At 30.9% G+C, this 21,271-nt stretch carries 21 protein-coding genes and 1 pseudogene; 7 read left to right on the forward strand and 15 right to left on the reverse strand.

Going from position 1 to position 21,271, the window contains the following annotated elements; translation table 11 throughout:
- Positions 1-171: 171 nt before the first annotated feature.
- From RSA29_RS09165 to RSA29_RS09195, 7 genes and pseudogenes are all read right to left on the reverse strand, one after another.
- Positions 172-1,902: pseudogene (locus RSA29_RS09165) on the reverse strand (ABC transporter ATP-binding protein).
- Between the two features lie 20 nt (positions 1,903-1,922).
- Complete coding sequence (locus RSA29_RS09170; RefSeq protein WP_346943957.1) at positions 1,923-3,659, reverse strand: ABC transporter ATP-binding protein; 1,737 nt, start codon at positions 3,657-3,659, stop codon at positions 1,923-1,925.
- Between the two features lie 188 nt (positions 3,660-3,847).
- Positions 3,848-4,342: a carbon-nitrogen hydrolase family protein gene (locus tag RSA29_RS09175; RefSeq protein ID WP_346943956.1), complete on the reverse strand. Its 495-nt coding sequence runs from the start codon at positions 4,340-4,342 to the stop codon at positions 3,848-3,850.
- 234 nt (positions 4,343-4,576) lie between these two features.
- Positions 4,577-5,014: a VOC family protein gene (locus RSA29_RS09180; RefSeq protein WP_346943955.1), complete on the reverse strand. Its 438-nt coding sequence runs from the start codon at positions 5,012-5,014 to the stop codon at positions 4,577-4,579.
- 143 nt (positions 5,015-5,157) lie between these two features.
- Complete coding sequence (locus tag RSA29_RS09185) at positions 5,158-6,054, reverse strand: alpha/beta hydrolase (protein WP_346943954.1); 897 nt, start codon at positions 6,052-6,054, stop codon at positions 5,158-5,160.
- Between the two features lie 145 nt (positions 6,055-6,199).
- The gene (locus RSA29_RS09190) at positions 6,200-6,889 is read right to left on the reverse strand and encodes a hypothetical protein (RefSeq protein WP_346943953.1); all 690 of its coding nucleotides are present in this window, start codon (positions 6,887-6,889) and stop codon (positions 6,200-6,202) included.
- Between the two features lie 120 nt (positions 6,890-7,009).
- Complete coding sequence (locus tag RSA29_RS09195) at positions 7,010-7,147, reverse strand: hypothetical protein (protein ID WP_346943952.1); 138 nt, start codon at positions 7,145-7,147, stop codon at positions 7,010-7,012.
- Positions 7,148-7,628: 481 nt separating this feature from the next.
- On the opposite strand from RSA29_RS09195, the gene RSA29_RS09200 reads away from it, so the two are divergent.
- A complete protein-coding gene (locus RSA29_RS09200) occupies positions 7,629-8,069 on the forward strand; it encodes a nuclear transport factor 2 family protein (RefSeq protein WP_346943951.1) in 441 nt (146 codons plus the stop codon).
- A gap of 260 nt (positions 8,070-8,329) precedes the next feature.
- On the opposite strand, the gene RSA29_RS09205 is transcribed toward RSA29_RS09200, so the two are convergent.
- The 5 genes from RSA29_RS09205 to RSA29_RS09225 form a co-directional block, all read right to left on the reverse strand.
- Positions 8,330-8,830 (reverse strand): hypothetical protein, encoded by a 501-nt coding sequence (locus RSA29_RS09205; protein ID WP_346943950.1) that lies wholly within the window; start codon positions 8,828-8,830, stop codon positions 8,330-8,332.
- Positions 8,831-8,852: 22 nt separating this feature from the next.
- Positions 8,853-9,299: an NUDIX domain-containing protein gene (locus tag RSA29_RS09210; RefSeq protein ID WP_346943949.1), complete on the reverse strand. Its 447-nt coding sequence runs from the start codon at positions 9,297-9,299 to the stop codon at positions 8,853-8,855.
- A gap of 127 nt (positions 9,300-9,426) precedes the next feature.
- Entirely contained in the window at positions 9,427-10,035 is a 609-nt protein-coding gene (locus RSA29_RS09215) for a histidine phosphatase family protein (protein ID WP_346943948.1), read from the reverse strand.
- 377 nt (positions 10,036-10,412) lie between these two features.
- Positions 10,413-11,105 carry an SdpI family protein gene (locus tag RSA29_RS09220; protein ID WP_346943947.1) on the reverse strand — a complete coding sequence of 231 codons (693 nt, stop codon included), beginning with the start codon at positions 11,103-11,105 and terminating at the stop codon, positions 10,413-10,415.
- On the reverse strand, positions 11,083-11,373 hold the full coding sequence (locus tag RSA29_RS09225; protein WP_346943946.1) for an autorepressor SdpR family transcription factor: 291 nt from the start codon (positions 11,371-11,373) through the stop codon (positions 11,083-11,085). Before RSA29_RS09225 ends, RSA29_RS09220 begins: the two co-directional genes overlap by 23 nt.
- A gap of 265 nt (positions 11,374-11,638) precedes the next feature.
- On the opposite strand from RSA29_RS09225, the gene RSA29_RS09230 reads away from it, so the two are divergent.
- Positions 11,639-11,968, forward strand: a complete 330-nt coding sequence (locus tag RSA29_RS09230) for a hypothetical protein (protein WP_346943945.1) — start codon at positions 11,639-11,641, stop codon at positions 11,966-11,968.
- 113 nt (positions 11,969-12,081) lie between these two features.
- Here RSA29_RS09230 and aac(6') read toward each other — a convergent pair whose 3' ends face one another.
- From aac(6') to RSA29_RS09245, 3 genes are all read right to left on the reverse strand, one after another.
- Positions 12,082-12,510 (reverse strand): aminoglycoside 6'-N-acetyltransferase, encoded by a 429-nt coding sequence (gene aac(6') / locus RSA29_RS09235; protein ID WP_346943944.1) that lies wholly within the window; start codon positions 12,508-12,510, stop codon positions 12,082-12,084.
- A gap of 54 nt (positions 12,511-12,564) precedes the next feature.
- Positions 12,565-13,962: a hypothetical protein gene (locus RSA29_RS09240; RefSeq protein ID WP_346943943.1), complete on the reverse strand. Its 1,398-nt coding sequence runs from the start codon at positions 13,960-13,962 to the stop codon at positions 12,565-12,567.
- 64 nt (positions 13,963-14,026) lie between these two features.
- Positions 14,027-15,433, reverse strand: a complete 1,407-nt coding sequence (locus RSA29_RS09245; protein ID WP_346943942.1) for a VanZ family protein — start codon at positions 15,431-15,433, stop codon at positions 14,027-14,029.
- A gap of 423 nt (positions 15,434-15,856) precedes the next feature.
- Between RSA29_RS09245 and RSA29_RS09250 the strand changes: the two genes are divergently transcribed.
- The 5 genes from RSA29_RS09250 (at position 15,857) to RSA29_RS09270 (ending at position 21,217) form a co-directional block, all read left to right on the forward strand.
- Positions 15,857-16,534: a polyphosphate polymerase domain-containing protein gene (locus RSA29_RS09250; protein WP_346943941.1), complete on the forward strand. Its 678-nt coding sequence runs from the start codon at positions 15,857-15,859 to the stop codon at positions 16,532-16,534.
- Between the two features lie 20 nt (positions 16,535-16,554).
- Entirely contained in the window at positions 16,555-17,226 is a 672-nt protein-coding gene (locus RSA29_RS09255) for a DUF4956 domain-containing protein (RefSeq protein WP_346943940.1), read from the forward strand.
- A gap of 260 nt (positions 17,227-17,486) precedes the next feature.
- A complete protein-coding gene (locus RSA29_RS09260) occupies positions 17,487-19,136 on the forward strand; it encodes a CotH kinase family protein (protein WP_346944404.1) in 1,650 nt (549 codons plus the stop codon).
- A 106-nt stretch (positions 19,137-19,242) separates the two neighbouring features.
- Positions 19,243-19,929 (forward strand): response regulator transcription factor, encoded by a 687-nt coding sequence (locus RSA29_RS09265; RefSeq protein WP_346943938.1) that lies wholly within the window; start codon positions 19,243-19,245, stop codon positions 19,927-19,929.
- A complete protein-coding gene (locus tag RSA29_RS09270; RefSeq protein WP_346943937.1) occupies positions 19,922-21,217 on the forward strand; it encodes a HAMP domain-containing sensor histidine kinase in 1,296 nt (431 codons plus the stop codon). The genes RSA29_RS09265 and RSA29_RS09270 overlap by 8 nt, the downstream gene beginning before the upstream one ends.
- The last annotated feature ends 54 nt before the right edge of the window (positions 21,218-21,271 follow it).

The raw sequence follows: 21,271 nt of genomic DNA on the forward strand, positions 1-21,271 counted from the left end.
GTAAACTACTTTTGAACTTAGTTTATATTTTATTCCATCTGTAAGATTTAAGATAATTTTCTCACTAATTTCAAACTATAATTAATATAACCAAATAATGGATAGCTAAAAACATTACTCATGCATAGCCCACAACCATTCATTAGTCAAAAATATTAAAGTAGACTATTACTAAGCAGATTGAAATTGCGATTCATATAGCTTTCTGTATGTTTGATTATTTTCTAACAACTCAGGATGCTTGCCACTACCAACAACCTTGCCCTCGCTAATAACTACAATTGTATCCGCATTTTCCACAGTTGATAATCGATGTGCACAAACAATTACTGTGATATCTCGATGCTTATTATAAATTTGATTGAAAATACAACTTTCTGACTTACCATCTAACCCTGATGTTACTTCATCAAGTAAAAGAATATGCCTATTCCTTATTAGCGCTCTAGCCAAAGCGATCCGCTGTCTCTGTCCAACGGATAATTTGGAACTGTTTTCTCCAGTCATAGTTTGATATTTCTCCTTAAGTTCCATTATAAAATCATGTGCATTAGATGATTTAGATGCACCTATAATATCTTCATCACTAAGGCCTTAATTTTGTAATATAATATTTTCCCTTAATGAGAGGTCGAATAAATATGCTTCCTGGGATACATAAGCAAATTGTTCTCTTAATTCACTTAATGTTAAGTCAGAATCTTTTTCACTACTTAGTAAAATTTCACCTTTTTGAGGCTTATACAACCCCATTAACAGTTTCAATATAGTGGATTTTCCTGATCCACTTGCACCAACAAATGCAAGAATTTCTCCTCTTTTTACATTAAGGTTTAAACTATTTATCACTTTTTTATCTCCATCATAACTGAAATCGATATCCTTCATAGTTATTATTATGTCATCATTCTTTGAGATTGCTCTATATTCTTTGATTTCCTCATCCTCTATTCCTTCATCAATAAACTCCAGAATTCTCTCTGTTCCAGCTAATGATTTTTGAATATTTGTAATACTACTTCCTACACCAACAAACAATTCTTCAACTCTTTCCCTCAAAGAAAAGATTGCAATAACAGTTCCTGGATCAATTAACTTATATGCAACCATAAAAGCTCCTATACCTAATATACTTATGAATGAAAATGCTGAAAACAAATAATTTATACTATCTCGATGAGCTTCCTTCTTAACTAGATTAATGTTCTCTTTAAGAATATCTGTATTCTCTTTATCAAACCTCTCAAATATAATATTTTCAGCATTAAATAGTTTAGCAACTCTATTACCAAAACAAATATCTATAAATCTTTGACTTAATTTAGACAATTTACATTGTATTTCTGCACTGTAGACTCTAACTGGTTTTACATATAAAACATTGATAAATAGAGATAAAACTCCCAATAAAATTATTACAATAGACAATCTCCAATCAAATATTATAATTGCAATTAAAGCAATGCTACCATTCATTATTAAAAAAATAACTTGATATAGTTGTCCATCGTATATTGATTTTAGTCTATTGAAATCATTCAATAACTTAGAAAGGATTTCTCCTCCACCATTTTTATTAAAATATATCATTGGTAATTTGATCAAATGAAGATAGAGCTTTGTTCGAATTTCATAACTTGTTTTGTGACATAAGTACATACTAAAGAAACTGGTAAAAGGAGTTATAATACATACAAAAGCCAATGATATAAAACTTAATTTAACAGCTGTATTAAAAAGTTCTACTTGCCCATTAAATACACTGTTTACAACATTTTTGTATATAAAACTATTTATGATTCCTACACCAACAACACTTACACTGGTTATAAAAACACTTAGAAAAAATATATATTTCTTTCTTCCCATCATTTCAAATAATCTACTAAGATTTTTTATCATAGTTCCCTCCTACTTGATGACTATGCTGGTATTTCATCTTTAAATATTTCATAGAATTCACCTTTTTTGCGAATAAGTTCATCCTTTGTCCCTTTTTCGACTATTTCACCCTTGTTCAAAACTATTATTTGATCCGCATTTAATAAAGTAGATAATCTATGAGATATGACCAAAACGGCTTTATTCTTAGATAATTTGGCTAATGTTTCTTTCACTAAATTTTCAGCACAATAATCTAATGATGCTGTTGGTTCATCAAATATCACAATTGGTGCATCTTTTATTAATGCTCTAGCTAAAGAGATTCTTTGCTTCTGCCCTCCTGATAATCCAACTCCTCCTTCACCGATTAATGTGTCGTATGAATTTGGTAGTTGTTGAATAAACTCATCTGCAAATGCAGATTGTGCAGCTAATATTACCTCTTCATAAATTGCATTAGAACTTCCATATTTAATATTCTCGGCCACTGTACCAGGAAATAAATAAGTTTCTTGGGAAACAATTGAGATCTGCTCCCTAACATCCTTTGGATTCAGTCTTTTAAGTTCATTACCAAATAATTCTACGCTTCCATCATCATACTCATACAAGCAAGTAATCAAATCAGCAATAGTACTTTTACCACTTCCACTAATACCAACTAAAGCAGTAATACTGGAATTCTTTATTTCAAAACTTATTTTTTTTAATACTGGCTCTGAATCTAAGTAGCTAAAACTAACATTTTTAAACCTAATTGTTGTCTTACTTTCTAACCTTTCAAATGGCTGCCCAACTGAACGTTCTAATGGTAAATTTAATATTTCTTCTACTCTTTCAGTTGCTGCTAACATTCTATTAAGATCATTCATAAAAAACGGAGCAAACACTGTAGGTGCTGCAATCCATTCTAACAAAAGTAGTACTAATATAATTGTCCCAATCGTAATTTCACCTTTTGATGCTAAATATCCACTATAAATAACACCTATTAGTCTAGGAGCAAAAGACAATGTGAAACAAGCGGGCTGAATCAATGATACATACTTCTGTGCTTTTATTTCTGCCTTAAAGGCATTTTTGTATTTATAATCAATCTTTTTATAAAAATAATCATACAGGTTGAAAGACTTGATTACATCAACTCCTAAAATACTTTGTTCCACCTCAGCTGTCGCCTTTCCTAATTCATTAAAATAAAGCGGATAATATTTTTGTGTATTCTTATTAACAAAGTATGCTACGATCATTCCAAAAGGTGTAATTATCAACCCCATGAGCAGTATTTTCCAATTAATAATAAAAAGATATATAGCTGCAATTATAGCTAATAGTAATTGAGAAACGAATGTTGACAAACTATTTTCTAAAAATTGTTGCATTTGATTAACATCATTATTTAATCTCGAAACCATATCACCAGCGTGTTCATCGTCAAGTTGTTTAAACTCAATTCTAGTTACATGCTTTGCCAATTTATCCCTTATATCCTTGATTGTATAATTAACAAATTTCCCATTATATAATTTTGATAAATAACTCAAGATGATTCCAATAGCATTCACACAAATAAATGCCAAAATTATTAATAGAAGTGTGGATATTTGGGAGTAAATTGCTCCATTAATTAATTCTTGTATTAAATAAACTTTTACAACATTTATTCCAACTAGTAATGTAGATATAACAATACTAAGAAAAAAATAGAATTTATATAACTTAACAAATTTTGTTAGCCACTTAATAGATTTGTATCTATTATTTTTTTTAGCCATATCAAAGCCTCCTTTTAGTAACCTAGTCTAGCACCTTCTTTTTTAAAAGTGCTAAAATAATATTTAAAATCTTATTTCCATATAATTCAAAATCATCATCTATAAGATTATGTTAAACTCTTCTTCTACTGGCATTTATAATTGAACTGTTTATTTTACTTACAAACAAATTAAAATTTGCATATATTCTAATTTCTAATAAATGGTGGTTTAATCTCAGCATTTAATAATTCTTCATATGCTTTTACTTTACTAAATGTATTTTCCATCATCTCATGCTGTCTATATTCACTAATTATATCCATATCAAAGTCTGCAAAATATAACCCTTCTGTCATATCATCTGCAAGTAAGATAGTGTTATCTACACATTCACCGTTTTTATCTATTACTAAAGCCGTATTTTGTGGTTTGATTTCCCCTCGTGAAATGGCTGTAGCAGCAACTCCCAAACTGTACTCTTTTGCAACGTTGCAAATTTCTTTTATATCGATATTATCATCTTCTAGTGCATCTTCATAAGCTATTGTCAAGTCATATCCTGTGATAAAACACTCTGGTAGTAGCAGTATATCATCATTATTTTTAGAAGCTTCTTTTATTTTATCAATAATAGTTTGAACATTCTTACCTATATTATTTCTTACTGAATGCATTTGTAAAACTGCAACTTTTAAATTCATGTTTATTTCACTCCTCGATATGCCTACTTTATTCAACTGCCTATTTATCTAACTCATAATAAAATACCACTATAAATTTTTTATAATATATTTTATAAATTTAATACTATTCAATTTTCAAAATCCTATTCTATTATCTAATTTGCCATATCTTCAGATTGTGTCTTAAAATCCACTGTCAGTCCATTATTGCTATGATTTTAAATAAGAATAGGATGAATTAAAATTAATGAATTAATCCAAATAATTTGAGTCTTTAAAGTATATTTGATTACTATAAATAAGTCCTATCCCAATCAATCTTCCATCAATATCTTCAATAACAAATTCATAACTGCCATAATCTGTTTTATGGGGATTGGATACTATGTGGACACCTTTGGAAACAAACTCTTCATAAATAATATCAACACCACTAACTGTATCGGTGTCAATATAAGCGTCATACCCTGAACCATATCTTTTAGTGTTTGATTGTATTTGCCCAAACTTTAATTGTACAATTACAAACTCAATAGAATCCCTGTATATTGTTGCAAAGTTATCAATCTTATCATAATGTGCTGCAAATTTAAATCCAAGTTTTTCAACATAGAAATCCACAGTTTTTTTTACATCTTCAGATATAAAAACTGGACATACATTTATTAGTTTAACCTTACTATTTTGCATGATATATCACTCCAATCACTTTGGGCTTTTTCCTAGAAAAAAATTTTTTGTACAATATCCTTGGATTCTTCTTTATCATTACTTTAATCCGAAATCCAATTTGTAAGCTATCATTGTGTATTTCTAACAATGTATCTACATCACTATTTATATATTAATTCTTTAATCGAATGTACTACTACATTTCCTTTATCAAGATGGATTGAATGACCACTTCCTTCAACTTGTTTAAAATCACTTTTATTGGACAAACCACTTAATTCACTTGATAATTGTTGCCATAGCCCTTCAATTTTCTCTGCTTCATCCCTAGGAATTCCATCTTCATCAATGCTTTTTCGAACACAATACTCATAATCTCTAGCTAATATTATTAATGGAACATTGGGAAATTCACCTTTACTATCAATATTTCTTACTGTACTTTTTAAATCTATAGTTTCTGCTAATACACTTCTATATAATTTGGGTGTAATCATAAAGTCAATTATTCTTTCTTGAATATCACTTGGTAATTTAAGTTCATCTAATTCTAAAGTTGGCTGTATTTCTGCTTTTAATTGTTCTTTAGTATATTGAGAATAACTTGTCCATGTTTTTATATAGTATTCATCTGATTGAATTTCATCGGATACTTGTAATTCCAATTCATTAAATTTGTATGCATTAACAGAGCTTGAATCAACAAGAACTATCCCTTTTATAATCTGTGGATGTAATCTTGCAAAATTTTGAACACATAAGCCACCATACGAATGACCTACTAAAATAATCTTCTTATTTATATTAAGCTTTTCAATCAGTGCAAATAAATCCTCGGAGGCTGTAGCCGTTGTATTGCCATTTTCATGTTCATCACTATTTCCAACTCCTGCCCTATGAATAACTATAACCTTGGCATATTTGCATATTTCTTTTACAATATTCATCCAAGCATATATACTACACCCCATTCCTGGCTGAATAATGACTGTATCTTCTCCTTCACCCTCTATTAAACATTCAAGATTTCTTTTGCCTATATTTATTAACTCTATCAAATTATTCACCCCTCTAAATTCCTATTTATCGTTGACAATCTACTAATGTTTCTGCTTCTTTAACATCCAATTATTTTTACTATAAACATACTCAAATGACTTCAATATTTCATTAAATGATTCACTGTAAAATGACCCTTCTTGATTAATATTGTTTAGTTATTTCTTCGTCTACAAGTCCAAAATGTTTAGCCAATGCACTCACTACCGCTTCCTTAGTATCAACTCCAATATTATCTCTAACTAGTGTAAAAAAGCCACTATTTTTATATTCTTCATAATGTTCTTTGCTATTTACCCTCGCAATTCCTTCTAAATAATTAGCCATAGTCTTTTCTGGATTTTTAGACTGCATAATTTGTGCTTTTATAAATTTTTTATCAGAATCCTCTCTATTAAAAAACTGTTCTACAGACATTGATTGTGGTGATAGCATAATTGCAACTTGATTGTAATCAGCAATGTTTTTTAATAATTCTATTGGTATATTGGTATCAACGATAACTTTTCTATCCTTAGACACTCTAATTAATTCTGCTATTTCAAATTCTGCAATCTCCAAATTACTTTCCAAAATCCATTTTTCATATGCTTCTGGACTTCTATTAACAAACTCCTGCCAATCTTTCATTGTTTCAAAATAACAGACATTAGGAAATAAGTCTGGCTTTGCAATTTTACTTGTCATATTAAAATGGTAATTTTCTTCACATGAAATTAAATTATACTTTTCCGCAAGCCACTTAACCATTGTTGATTTTCCAGCATAAGCTGTACCAGTAATAAACATTACATTTTTTAAACAATATTTAATAATACTATCATCTATTTTCATATTCCCAACTCCTTTTTATAACAAATAAACCTATGTGTTTTCATAAGTTTTTACAATAACTATTTTTATTAATTTCTAACGCAATTTATTGTTGTTGAATAAAAGAAACCTCATATGATTTCACTCCTCAAAATTTAATAATCCATTCTCTTGAATATCACTATCCTTATTTCTTTCTTGTATTAATATGTAATCTACTCCATTTTCATTCTTTTCAATAATTGCTCCAGCACATGGCTTTCCAAAAGTTTCATTCATATAAATTCCATTCACTCACGTTATATAAGTTATCTCTTATTCTCAATTTTGAGCTAGAACATATAACTCTAACTATACGAACTAACATATCTATTTAAAAGAAAAAAATTAGTTATTATTCCAACTATTAATCTAGTTAAACATTTGATATAGTTTACAAAAAATCAAACTTCTCATATAAATTAATAGCAGGTTTATTATCACTGTAAAATATAATTACATAGCAACAACAAGTAAATTATATCATTTTAATCCACATATTACTATTTTTAGAGTGGTTGCCCATAAGTTATTTAATCACTTTATCTTACTGTGGCTTTTGATCTGAAATATTGGCCTTACCCCTTATAAACCAATTACTCATTTTCATCTAATTTACATTAGCGTTAAACTATTACATATTATGGAATTTGTATTGAATAAATAATTTTTGGGAGGATTAATTAAATGATGATGAGATTATTATAACCGTATATTTGAAATGCCTAAAATAAATTCATATGAAGAGTGTGAAGAAGTAAGAAAAGTACTTCAAGTATTTCAAGATGGATATATAAAAAAAGATGTAAATTCTGTTGATGAATACATGAATGAAGTTTTTCTATTAAATGAGGACTTACTAATAATAAGAACAGATGCAGGTGAACTTTGCTTTGGTGTTGATGCTGCTAGATGCATTGTTGAATCAGATTGGAAATACTGGGGTGACTTTAAGTTTAATGTAGATAATCCAATGATATCTGTTAATGGTGATGTTGCTTATTTTACTACAAAAGCATTTTTAAAAATAATTGCCTCTGATAAAAAAATACTTGGATGGGCTAGTAGCTCAAATGAAGATACATTTAATTCTGAGGAGTCACCAAAACAAAAATTATTGACAGCACTTTACGATACTATATATTATGTTTATCAAACTTAAAAGGGAGAGACCATTATTATACCAATGAGATTCTCAGGAGTTTTAGTGAAAAAAGATGGTAAATGGCTTATTCAACATCTACAATACTCAGACTACAATGAGGGAATGCCTGAAGTTAGAATATTTTAGTTATAGAAACCTTTAAATAGAAATAAGAGGATTAGCTAATCCTCTTATTTTATCAATATTTATCTTAAACATAATGTAATATAACTATACTTAGCTGTTCTTTTATAATTAAATAAATTTGTATCATTAGGTCATATACTAACAATGCTACAACTATAATTCAAGTTAATTTGTTCCAAATATACTACGCCGTCACGTCTAACCACTTGAAATTTTAAATTATCCTCTAAGTTAAGCACATTGACACCATCTTTATAGCCTTCCCCTCCAAAATTTATACCATATCCATTATTATCAGCATATCCATACAAATAACAAACTACTTTTTTATCCTTCAAAAAAACTATTTGATTCATTCCTTCGTTAACTGTTTCTACGATATTGTCCCATTTATAACCAACTGTCTCATATATATCATCTTCACGTGTATATGGAGCAAATGAATATGCCAAATCCCAATTAAATGGTGCTATATCAGATAAATCTACTATTTCAACTGACTCATCAATTGATAATACGTTTTTTCTTAACAACTTTTCATTTTTATCCCATATATCTTCCTTAATTAAATTCATAAAAAAACCAATACATATTAGACTAATTATATAAATTGCAATTTTCTTTGATTTCATATTTTCAATTCCCTTCACGCAGTTATTCCATGCTTTCATCCCCAAGATAAACATCTGTTTTTTCATTGTTAAAAAGATGAATTATTTGAGAACGAAGTTTTGACGGATATAGCGGTTCATTCATTAAATTTTCAATAGAAAGCCATTCAAATCCAATTTGGTTTTTATCTCCATGTATTTCTGCATTCTTTATTTCTCCAATATAATCACATAAGAATACCAAATCAACTCGATGAAATGATTCTCCATGCAATCCTTCCACTACAAATTCCAGTGATTTTGGCTCTACCACTATACCCATTTCCTCTGCACACTCACGCTTTACTGCATCTGTAAGTAACTCACCTGTGTCTTGACCACCACCTGGCATTATATAAAAAATATCGCCATTATCATTGATTTTTGATGCTAACATTTTTCCATCTTTAATAATTAATGCTTTTGCAGAATTACGTATTTTTCTTCCCATAAACTTGCTCCCTTCATAACATATACAACAATCTTATTTTCCATATCTTATCCCTATTTCTAACTGAAATTTTTATTGTGTTTTTTAATAATTAATACAATTGACTTCTGAAAAAATCTAAGTCATTTTACCCCATATTAGATAGATATGTAATATCCTTTGCCATACAATTGATTAACAGTTCACTATCAATTTCTACAATTGCAGTATTATCAGTTTTAAAGTTGGTCATTTTATCAAAGCTAGTATTAGTTATATAACATTGCAAGCACATAATTACAGCACTATGAGTTACAATGGCAACATCATTAGAATTCTCATTAATAATCTTATAAATCGCTGTTATAACACGCTCTAACATCTCTTCATAGGCTTCTCCCTTTGGAGGTTTTGTATATCTTCTATTTATATACCACTCCTCATATTCTACTGGATACTTTGCTTGTACTTCTGTCCATGATAAACCTTCCCATTCTCCAAGATTTATTTCTTCTAATCCTTTTATAGTTATATATTCAATGTTAGTAGTCTCACTCAAAATTTCTGAGGTTCTAACCGCCCTGATCTGCGAACTTGAATATATTTTTGAGAATTTATAATTCTCTCCTATTATCTTATTGCCCAACTCTTTTGCTTGTTTTATTCCAGTATCATTAAGCTCAATATCATAACTCCCTTGTATTTTCCCTTTTAAATTCCAGTCTGTTTGTCCATGTCTTATCAAAAATAATCTCATGTCTTCCTCCACATATATCTATTTAATTCCATTACAACCAATTATAACATATTCGTGTTTGCAACAGTATTAAAGCTTAAAAGAACATATTATATTCCTCCATGGACTTTCCCCTTAGATTATGAACTGAAAAACACCTAATATTCAGTTTGAATATTAGGTGTTTAAATGAATTATATAATTTATATTTTCTTGTTATTTTTCTTCTTATTATTATCAATGCTGATCGTAACAACGGCACCTAATATAGCAGCACCTATTGCAATCCAAATAGTAATATTCATTTGAAATCACCCTCTCAATTCATATTTGTATATTAATTGAATAAAAACAATTGTACATTGTTATGACATTTTATTTTGACGTATCAATATATATTATTTTCTCAATGTTTTTCTATATGCCATATTGCTACCTATTACCGTTACAACTGACCCAGCTATTAGACAGCCTAAAGTAAAAACTATTACTAAACTCTTTGCTATAAAAAATGACCCTATAAGTGAAATTAGTCCAACTGCAATAAATACCCTGCCACCAATTCTTTGACTCATTGCCCATGATTCAGAATTTGCTCTACTCCATGAAGTCCTTACTCCAATAAGTGAATTCATCCTTGTTTTTGGAAGAATGTTTCCCATAATTATTAATAGTATACAAATCATAATGTTTATAATTTGTATACTATTAATATCTGGCAAATAATTATTTGGTGAAGCCAATGCAAAACCCTTATAAATAAATACAAAGAAAACAACATTCAAAAGTGTCAGTGCTGCTATTCCATTTATCGTGAGGGACTTTTCATTTCTAGTTGTAGCATTTTCAGCTTCAACATCCTTTTTTGCTTCCTTTTTAATACTGTACTTAACTGATAATCCCATTATTATAACAATAACTGAAAGAATTATTAGTGTATATTTACTTCCCATACTAGTTACCTGACCTGAAAGACCTATATGAAGTGGCATTTTATCTGGCATAAATGGTAGTAATAATAGCGTTACTATAATTGGTAACCACATTAATATATTAAAGATTTTTTCTCTACTTTTCACTTTCTTCTTCATTTTTACTTCCCCCTTTAAATCCTTCAAACCATAATATTATTTCATCAAGTACCGATGTATTTAACTCATAATAAATAAAATTCTTAAATTTTGTCTCATAAATCAAATCTGCTTTCTTTAATTGATTTAGATGATAGGAAATTGCTGCCCCTGTCATATCAAAATGCTGCGCTATTTCCCCAGCTGATAATTTACCCGGTTTAAGTAGAGTTAAAATTTCTCTTCTAACAGGATCTGATAGCGCTTTAAACGTTTCTGGAAATCCCACTTTTTCTCCCTCCTTTGAATCTATTTAAATATCTATTTAAATAGATTATACTCCTATATTTACCCGAGTTCAATATCTATTTAAAAATATTTTTAAATAGATATTGAATTATTTCTAAAATTTAATCAAGAATGTTATTGCAATATATGCTTTGATTTACCTTTAAATTGCAAAACAAAAATGCCGCATATCAGAATAATACGGCATTTAAATCTGTATATTATTATAGATATTACACAAGCTAAGTTTGAAAGGTGGTTACGCTATGAAAAAATTTGATATTATATTATTAATTTTAATTATATTAGTATTTATTACATTTATTGCAACTCCTGCATTTGCTGCTAATACATTTAAAGAGGGCGTTTATAAATCATCCGATTTTAATTTTTCACCACATGAAACTTATATCGTTCAAAATATCTCACCAACTGATAGTGCTTACCTTACCCTTTACGATGAAAATCAACTTATAATACAATCTATTCGACTAGAACCTAAATCAGCTAAATATAATTTAATTCCCCTTAAACCTGATTATAGGATTGTAATAGTTGGTAATGGTGAAATATATATTGATACCGGGACACAATAGAGTGTCCTTTTATTATTTAACTTACCCTTATCATTTTGTTATTCTCGAGTAAATGCTCTACTGCGTATTCATACAGATTTCTCACTACCCTGAATCCATTTTCAAAATCATATTCATAACTTTTTCTTAAAACATATTATTCTATTTGTTTCTTCAAAACCAAGTTGTAAATGAAACTTTAAGCTATCTGTATTATTCAATTCACAATCACTTGCAAATTCACTACAGCCCTGACCCTTTGCCCAATATTCACATTGATTTAAAAGCTTCTTTGCAATTCCTCTCTTACGATACTCTATCCTTACAAAAATACCTTCTAAATATCCAACTGGACTACTTTCAGTACCCTCCACATAATCACTTCTTAAATTGCACTGTGCAAATCCCACTGCCCTATTTTCATCAAAACAAATGAAAATAGCTCCCTTATTAATATACTCTTTCATTTCTCTTTCTAAATCATCAGTTTCATTATCTGGCCATAATAATATAGCCAACTCTGCAACTGCTTTACTATCATCCATAACTGCTTGTTTTATCATGACTATCACCTCCTAAATCACTAACAATTTAATACAACTACACTTCTGATTTCATTATTTATCTTCATTTGATAATTTTCTTTCAAAATTGGTATATAGCTGTCTTTGTATATCACTAAAGAATAAATTTTTCATCTCTGTTTCCTCGTAAGGGGCTATAAATGGATTTCTGTGATGGATATAATTAAATACAATTCCCCCATGCACAACATCTTTTCCAAGCTCTAATTCATAGAAAACATAACCTCTTTGGTCTTTTGAACCAAAAGGATAATTTACTGCACCAGTTATTTTTTCTCTCCTACGTCCATTTTCCAACCAACCAGTTTCAGAAACTATATCACATTTCAATCTAGGTATATCCGCTGAATAATTTATTCCATCCTTTTCATATAATAAATTTCCAGCTATTACTTCTACAGGTGCAGAACCACTAATTGTAAACCCATCATTCCAATAAGCACTTCCATCCTGCCAGTAAAAATATTTAATCCCATACATCCTATTATCCTTTAATAAAACATAAATACTTGTTGCTCTTAAATTTATCCTTCCTGGTTTTTCCTTATTAGTCACAATAGTATGTACGCCATTATTAGTTTTAATAGTTTCTTGTTTAGGGTCAAACATCAATAATTCACTATAAGCCTCTACTTTTATAGCATCTTTAATCAATGATATCTCATCCTCTGTTATATCTTTAAGAATTTCCTCTGGAAAACCCATATCAATAAGTTTTTTGCCAACTTCTGCATCGCTAGTTGGAATAAATCCTACTGGTTCCAATTTAATATGGTTTGAAATTCCAGAACAAAGAGTAAATATAAACACACATACTGCTAAATATCCAGCAAAGCACTTTTTACTCCTAACCCTAATATCCCCTTCAGAACACATAAAGTTGATTTGTTCCAACTGTTCACTTAATCTATAAAGGGATCTGAAATTATAAAAATAAAAGTATATTAAAGGAATAAATATAAACCAAACACTACCTAACTGAGTCAATGCACAAATTACAATGACAATTCTCCAAATAACCAGCCAAAAAATAGGATCTTTATTAGGCTTTATGTTAGCCTCTTGGAACACTTTATTTAAACCTGCTCTAAATACAATAAAAAAAGTTATTTGAAAAACTGTAGATATAAAAATCATAGCAGAACTATTACTAAATTTAATATGCAATGGTGTAACCGTATATATTAAACTTAAAATATTCATTACCAAGCTTAATATGGAAAAAATCCATGCAGTATGTAATTCTTTATTTATTTTACGTAAATCATAGAATCCAATAAATAAAAGTGCTACTCCAATTGTTGGCAAAATATAATCCAAATTATAAAAATTTAAAGTCGTTACTGTAAATATAAATCCCCAAGTTATATTACCCATAGGTTTATTCCAAGAATTACTGTTACTAGAACTCTGACTTCCTACATCACTCATATAAATCACTCCCCTACCCGTTTAAATTAACTCTTTAATCCCAGTTCTTTACTACTACAGCATTTTATAGCTTTAATGCTGGTACTAATATATTTTCCTTGCTATCAGTGCCCTCCAAAATAAACTCATACACCGGTTGATAAAATCCTTTACTGTCAATTTTATAAATCAAATGAACATCTATTATCTGGATTTCTGGTTTCTCTCCTAATGAATATACCTTAAACTTTCCCTGTAAAACCTTATCATAGGCTTCCTTTTCTGATATGATTTCATATTCCTTATATTTGATATAGGACATAATTTTATTAGTAAACCTTGATACAATTCCATCATTACTAATATCACATGTTAATATTCCATCAAGATAAATATCACCCAAACTAAGCATATTTATTGATATCTCATAAGCACCTTTACCCTTATCCGTAAAATCAGCTTCTGCTGGTAACTCAATAGCAAAACTGCTTAATAATTTTTTTACTTCTTTATAGCTTAATCCTTCCTTCCCTGAACTCCCACCTTTTGTAAAAGCTACATACCGGGTGGTCAATCCAAGATAATCTACCAATACCGAATATTCTTCATTTCTAGAATGATAGAATATTGTCTCATCATAAACATCATTTTTAGACTCATCTACTTCAGTGTTTACTGCCCTTAGAATTTCATTTGCAACTTTTAATGTATCTTCCTTAGACCCAACAACTGACTTATAAACATATGAACTATCTGGTGTATCATCAAATTTTACTTTTGCAGTTATATTGGATATATCTTGACTATAGCTACATGCAACACTTAAATTACCTAATTCCTGGTTAGCATAACTTGCAAATATTACAATAAAAACTACAACGGTAACGCATAATGGTATTTGAAGATATGTTAGAGTTACCACACTACTTTTTACATGTTTTTTCTTATGCCTAAAATATGATATACAAATCATTAAGATTCCATATCCTATCATAACTCCTAAAGTATTATTCCAAATATCATCTAGATCAAAAACTCCCATTCCAGTTACAAGCTGTATTAACTCCAAAAACACAGTAGATAAAAATCCTACAAAATAAGTTACCCACCAAGTTTCACATTTGTTAAAAATCAAAGGAAGTAAGAATCCTAGTGGAGTAAACATTAATATATTTAAGATTATGTTTCTCCATTCTACTACTGAAAAACTATTCCATGCTTCTTTGTAAGAGCTAAACAAATGCATATTTACACCGCCACCACCATACCTTGGAATTCTTGTTCCAAGTGTTGCTCCAAGCACTATAACAATGTAAATTAAAAGCATAGCATATAATGATAATTTCCTCAGTTTTAGTGTTTTTGAACCTTTTAGTAATCCTTTATATACGATAAAATATCCAACCCAAAATAGAATAGCTACCATAGCTACTAAAATTATGCCTACTAAAAAGTATTCCCGTGCTATTTTTATAATTGCTGAAAGTCTCATCCTTATCCCTCCCTTAATTTACCAATATAATTCTCATCTGCTGCACACCCCAAAATTCCCCTCATAATACAATATATACCATTTATAGTAAACCTTCTATTTTGTTAACATATGCAATACTACTAGTACTAGTAGCATTAAGTAAATTATATCATTATTCTCCATATATTTCTAACTAGAAACCTGCTAAAACCCATCTTTCTTTAGCTATATTTAAATTTATTAAGATTAGTTTTGAAATATAAAATACATACCTTTATTAAATATCATATTTTTTGAGATTCTTGACCTAAGTTATCCCCTTATCTTCATTGCCTTGAAGTTAAGAATCTAGAAAGTTCAGTTAAAGTTCAGATAAGCAACAAGGAGAGTTCAGTTAGATATTATAAAATCTAAATAAACCAATAGATAGGAGTGATGAATATGAGACAAACAGGCGGACGTCATGAACTAAAGCATTACATAAATTATGCAGATTTTGTGCAACTCCGTTCAAGACTGCAGCATGTAGCTTCGCCAGATGAAAATGCTTATGAGGGTAATAGTTATAAAGTTAGGAGTCTTTACTTTGACAATTACAATGATAAGGCACTTCTGGAAAAGATAAATGGTCTTGACTATCGTGAAAAGTTTAGATTGAGGCTTTACAACGGCGATTCTGCATTTATACGCTTAGAAAAAAAGAGTAAAAAAGGAGGTATGTGTTTTAAGGAAAGTACTGTTATATCAGCATCCGATTGTGACAGATTACTAAATGGAGATTTGACTCCTTTAAAAGAAAATGGAGCTCCTCTTCTTTTAGAGCTTTATACTAAGATGCACTATGAACAACTTAGACCCAAAAACATTGTGGATTACAATCGTGAAGCCTATGTGTTTAATGCTGGCAATGTCCGCATCACCCTTGATACTCAAATTCGGACAAGCTCCAATGTGAGTACATTTCTAAATCCTAACATTATCACGGTTCCAATTCCCAATATTATCATTCTTGAAGTTAAGTATGATAATTTTCTGCCTGAGGTTATTAGAGGTATCACCTCTCTTTCTAGCAGACAAAGCACTGCATTTTCAAAGTATGCAGTTACACGAATAATATAAAATTTTGGAGGTAAATAATTATGACATTTAACGATATTTTAAAGAGTAGTTTTTTAGAAAAAGCTACAGCCTTTTCAATCACTGACATAGGGCTGGCAATGCTATTATCTTTTACAATAGGACTTTTCATTTTCTTTATTTATAAAAAGACCTTTACTGGTGTTATGTATTCTTCATCCTTTGGTGTTTCTCTTATGGCAATGACCCTAATTACAACCCTTATTATCCTTGCTGTTACCTCAAACGTCATCCTTTCACTAGGTATGGTTGGTGCTCTTTCCATCGTTCGTTTCAGAACAGCTGTAAAAGAACCACTAGACATAGCCTTTCTATTTTGGTCAATTTCTGTAGGTATTGTAACCGGTGCTGGACTTATTCCCCTTGCAGTCATAGGCTCTTTATTTATTGGTATTGTCCTCCTTATCTTTGTAAATAAGAAAAGTACTGACACACCATATATTATTGTACTTAATCTTGATAACGATAAGGCAGAAAATGATGCAGTTGCCATGATCAAAGGTAAAACTAAAAGAACCCTTATCAAATCAAAAACTGTTTCTAAAAGTGGCATAGAGCTCACTATAGAAGTTCGACTTCTTGATATGTCAGCAAAACTTGTAAATGAACTCCTTACAATAAGTGGAGTAACCAATGCTACTTTGGTGAGTTACAACGGAGAATACACTACGTAAATACGTTTTTGAATTGAGGTGAAAACATGATACAGAGCAAATGTATAAATATTGTAATTGCGATTGCGGTGGTTTTCGCCTTGATTGCAAGCATAGCACTTATTGGTCTAGGAAATGCACCATCAATATCCAACAGTGCAAAAATCGAGCCATTGTATACTACACAACTTTTTGGTACAGATATAATTTCAATAGAAATACTTGCTGATGAAGCTCAGTGGCAGGAAATGCTGGATAATGCCATTTCAGAACCCTTTATTATGGCGGATGTTATTGTTAACGGTACAAAGTTTCAAAATGTAGGAATTCGCCCAAAAGGAAATTCTAGCCTTACCCAGGTTGCAAACAGCGATAGTAATCGCTACAGTTTTCGTTTGCAGTTTGATGAATATGTGAAGGATCAGACCTGCTTTGGACTTCAAAGCTTTGTTGTCAATAATATGTTAGGCGACAATACTTATATGAAAGAGTATATTTCCTATGACATAATGAAAGAAGTCGGTGTAGACTCTCCATGTTTTGGCTATGCGGATGTAAAGCTTAATGGTGAGAATTGGGGACTATACCTTGCTGTAGAACTTTATGATGATAGCTATGAGCAGCGTGTCCAAGGCACTACCGCTGGTATACTTTATAATGTAAAGACAATGGATATGGGTGGTGGTGCTGATAATGGGGGCGCACCAAACATTAAAAATAATGGAAATAAGGGTGAAATTCCAGGTGGTGGTAATTTAGGTGAAAGACCACAGATTAATGCCGATGGAACTGAACCTAAGGATACCCTAAGTGTTCCTCCTGAAAATATTCAAACTAATCAGGATGGTACTAATACAAACATTGACTCTAGTAAGGGTGGTTTTCCTGGGCGTCCTGATGGAGGTAATATGGGCGGCGGTAAAATGGGTAGTAGCGGTGGTAGCCTTGAATATACGGATGACACCTCATCAAGCTATAGCAGTATTTTTGACAATGTAGTTGGTAAAAGTACTGAAGATGATTATCAAAGAGTTATTACTGCCCTAAAAGCCTTATCTGAAGATCAGTCTTTAGAAACCTATTTTGATGTTGATAAAATACTTCGTTACTTAGCTGCTCACACTATGGTAGTAAATCTAGATAGTTATTCTTCTAGTATGGCTCAGAATTATTACATCTACGAGAATGATGGTAAGATAACTATTTTGCCTTGGGATTATAACTTAGCATGGGGCGGCTTTAAAAGTGGCAGTGCATCCTCTGTTATAAATTTCCCTATCGATACACCTGTCAGCGGCGTAGAAATGTCAACAAGACCTTTACTTGAAAAATTGTTTGCAAATGAGGAATATCTAGAGCTTTATCATAGCTATTTACAGTCACTTATTGATGAATATTTTATAGATGGTAAATTTGAAGAGAAGGTTTCACATATAAACACTTTAATTGAAATCTATGTAGAAAATGATAAAACTGCTTTCTGCACTCTTGATGAATACCAAACGGCAGTTAAGGCTTTTGTCACCCTTGGAAATTTAAGATCTGAAAGCGTACAAGGCCAACTTGATGGCTCAGTACCAAGTACTATTGCAGAGCAAAATTCAAATCCAAATGCACTTATCCCAGCTGAAAATCTTAATTTAAACGATTTAGGCTCCATGATGGGTGGCGGTATGGGTGGTAATCATACTGATGGAAATATTCCGAGTAGCAATTCACCGTATGGTAATACTATTGGTAAATTACCTAATGAAAACAAGCCAATTGGGAATAATATGTCTGACATGCAACCAAATAACAATGCCCTCCCAACCTCTGGAACCGTAGCTTCTAATGAATCAAATCAGAGCTATCTTATTCTTGTCGGATTGTTAGTATTAACCCTTATGGTGGCAATTGTTTTTGTTGCTAAATACAAGAAAGGATATTAAGAAAAAGGCCACAAAACAATATTTGTTTTGTAGCTTTTTTCACTTTAAATAATCGCTGATTTCTTATGAAGTCCATGGTATAATTATACAAAATGAGGTGAATGAAATGTCTAAAATACTTATTTGTGATGACGAAGCAGGTCTCCGCTCAGTCATTAAGCGTTATGCTATTTTTGAGGGTCATCAGGTATATGAGGCTGGTGACGGCATGGAAGCTATAGAGCTTTGTCTAAGTGAAAAGTTTGATATGATCATTATGGATATTATGATGCCTGAGCTTGATGGTTTTTCTGCAGTAAAAGAAATACGTAAGACTTCAGATACTCCCGTTATCATGCTTTCGGCTCGTGGTGAGGAATATGACAAGGTTTTAGGCTTTGAGGTTGGCGTTGATGATTATGTTGTCAAACCCTTCTCTTCAAAGGAAATTATGCTAAGAGTAAATGCAATTTTGCGTCGGACCGCAAAGCTTACTACTGCTACCCCTGATAATGAAGGTCATATCATCTTTGAAAAAGACGGCTTTAAAGCTGATATGACTGCGTACAAGGTTTTCATTGACGGTGAACTCATTGACATGGCCCCAAAAGAATATGATTTACTGTTTTTTCTCATTCGCAATAAAAACATAGCTATTCCGAGGGAAAAAATTCTCACTGGGGTGTGGGGATTTGATTATTTTGGTGATGATAGAACCCTTGACACCCATATGAAGCTACTTCGCAAGCATATAGGAGTCTATGCATACCTTATCACTACACTTCGAGGATTGGGGTATCGTTTTGATGGATAAATTAAAGCTTAAGTGGAAGATATTTTCCTTTCTTCTAGGTTTTTCAGCCCTACTGCTTGTGATTTTATGGTTTTTTCAAACTGTGCTACTTACAGATATGTATAAAATAATACGTAAAAGTCAAATCGAAAAAGCTATAACTCTTGTGGAGGAGAATATCAATAGCCCTAATTTACAAACTGTTTTAAATGAACTTGAAGCGGATAAAGAAATTATTGTAAAGCAAATGCAGGAGTTTACTCCTCCACAAAGACCATTGCAGGATGATCGTGGCAGACCACAACCCGAAACAATTACCAAAACCCAAGCCTTCACATTGCATAATGGCAGTATAATATCACTAAGTTTTTTTGCAATGGTAACCCCTGTGGATGCCACGGTTTCCACATTACAAATGCAACTCTGTATCATCACCGTCATCATGCTTTTACTTTCTATTGTCATTGCATTTGTCATTGCAAAGAAAGTTTCCAAGCCAATTGAGAATATAAACAAAAGTGCAAAGCAGTTGGCCTCTGGAAAGTATGATACGAATTTTTACGGACAAGGATTTTTGGAAATCAAAGAACTATCAGACACTCTTAATACCGCTGCAAGTGAGCTTTCAAAGGTGGAATGTCTACGTCGAGAACTTATGGCAAATATCTCACATGACCTACGTACACCCCTTGCACTTATTTACAGCTATGCCGAAATGATGCATGATTTCCCAAATGAGATTACACCTGAACAAACACAAATAATCATGGATGAAACAAAACGACTAGCTTCCCTTGTAAATGATGTTTTAGATGTATCAAGGCTTGAAACCGGCACAATGGAGCTAATCTGTCATCCATATAACCTAACTCAAAGCATTTCCATAACTCTTGATAGAATTGTTGAACTTGTGAAAAAAGAGGGTTATTCTATATCCTTTGAATATACCGAAGATTTATATGTTACTGCCGATGAGGTTAAAATCACCCAGGCATTTTACAACCTATTGATAAATGCCCTACATTACAGTGGTGATGATAAAAAAATAACCATCCGTCAAAATAGTTTTGATGACTTGGTAAAAATTCAGGTCATTGACAACGGTGAAGGTATAGTCCCTGAAAACCTACCTTATATTTGGGATAGGTATTATAAAGTGGATAAAAAGCATAAGCGATCTGTGATAGGTACAGGATTGGGACTGTCCATTGTAAAGAAAATCATTGAACTACATGATGGTAACTATGGTGTAGAATCTCAAGTAGGTGGTGGCAGTACCTTTTGGTTTACTATAAAATTAAATAAATAATAAATTGTATCCTTCAATAATTATAATCATTACAAATTACTGTTTAAATTATAA

It is taken from the genome of Clostridium sp. (assembly GCF_036660475.1).
GTDB lineage: Bacteria > Bacillota > Clostridia > Clostridiales > Clostridiaceae > Clostridium_J.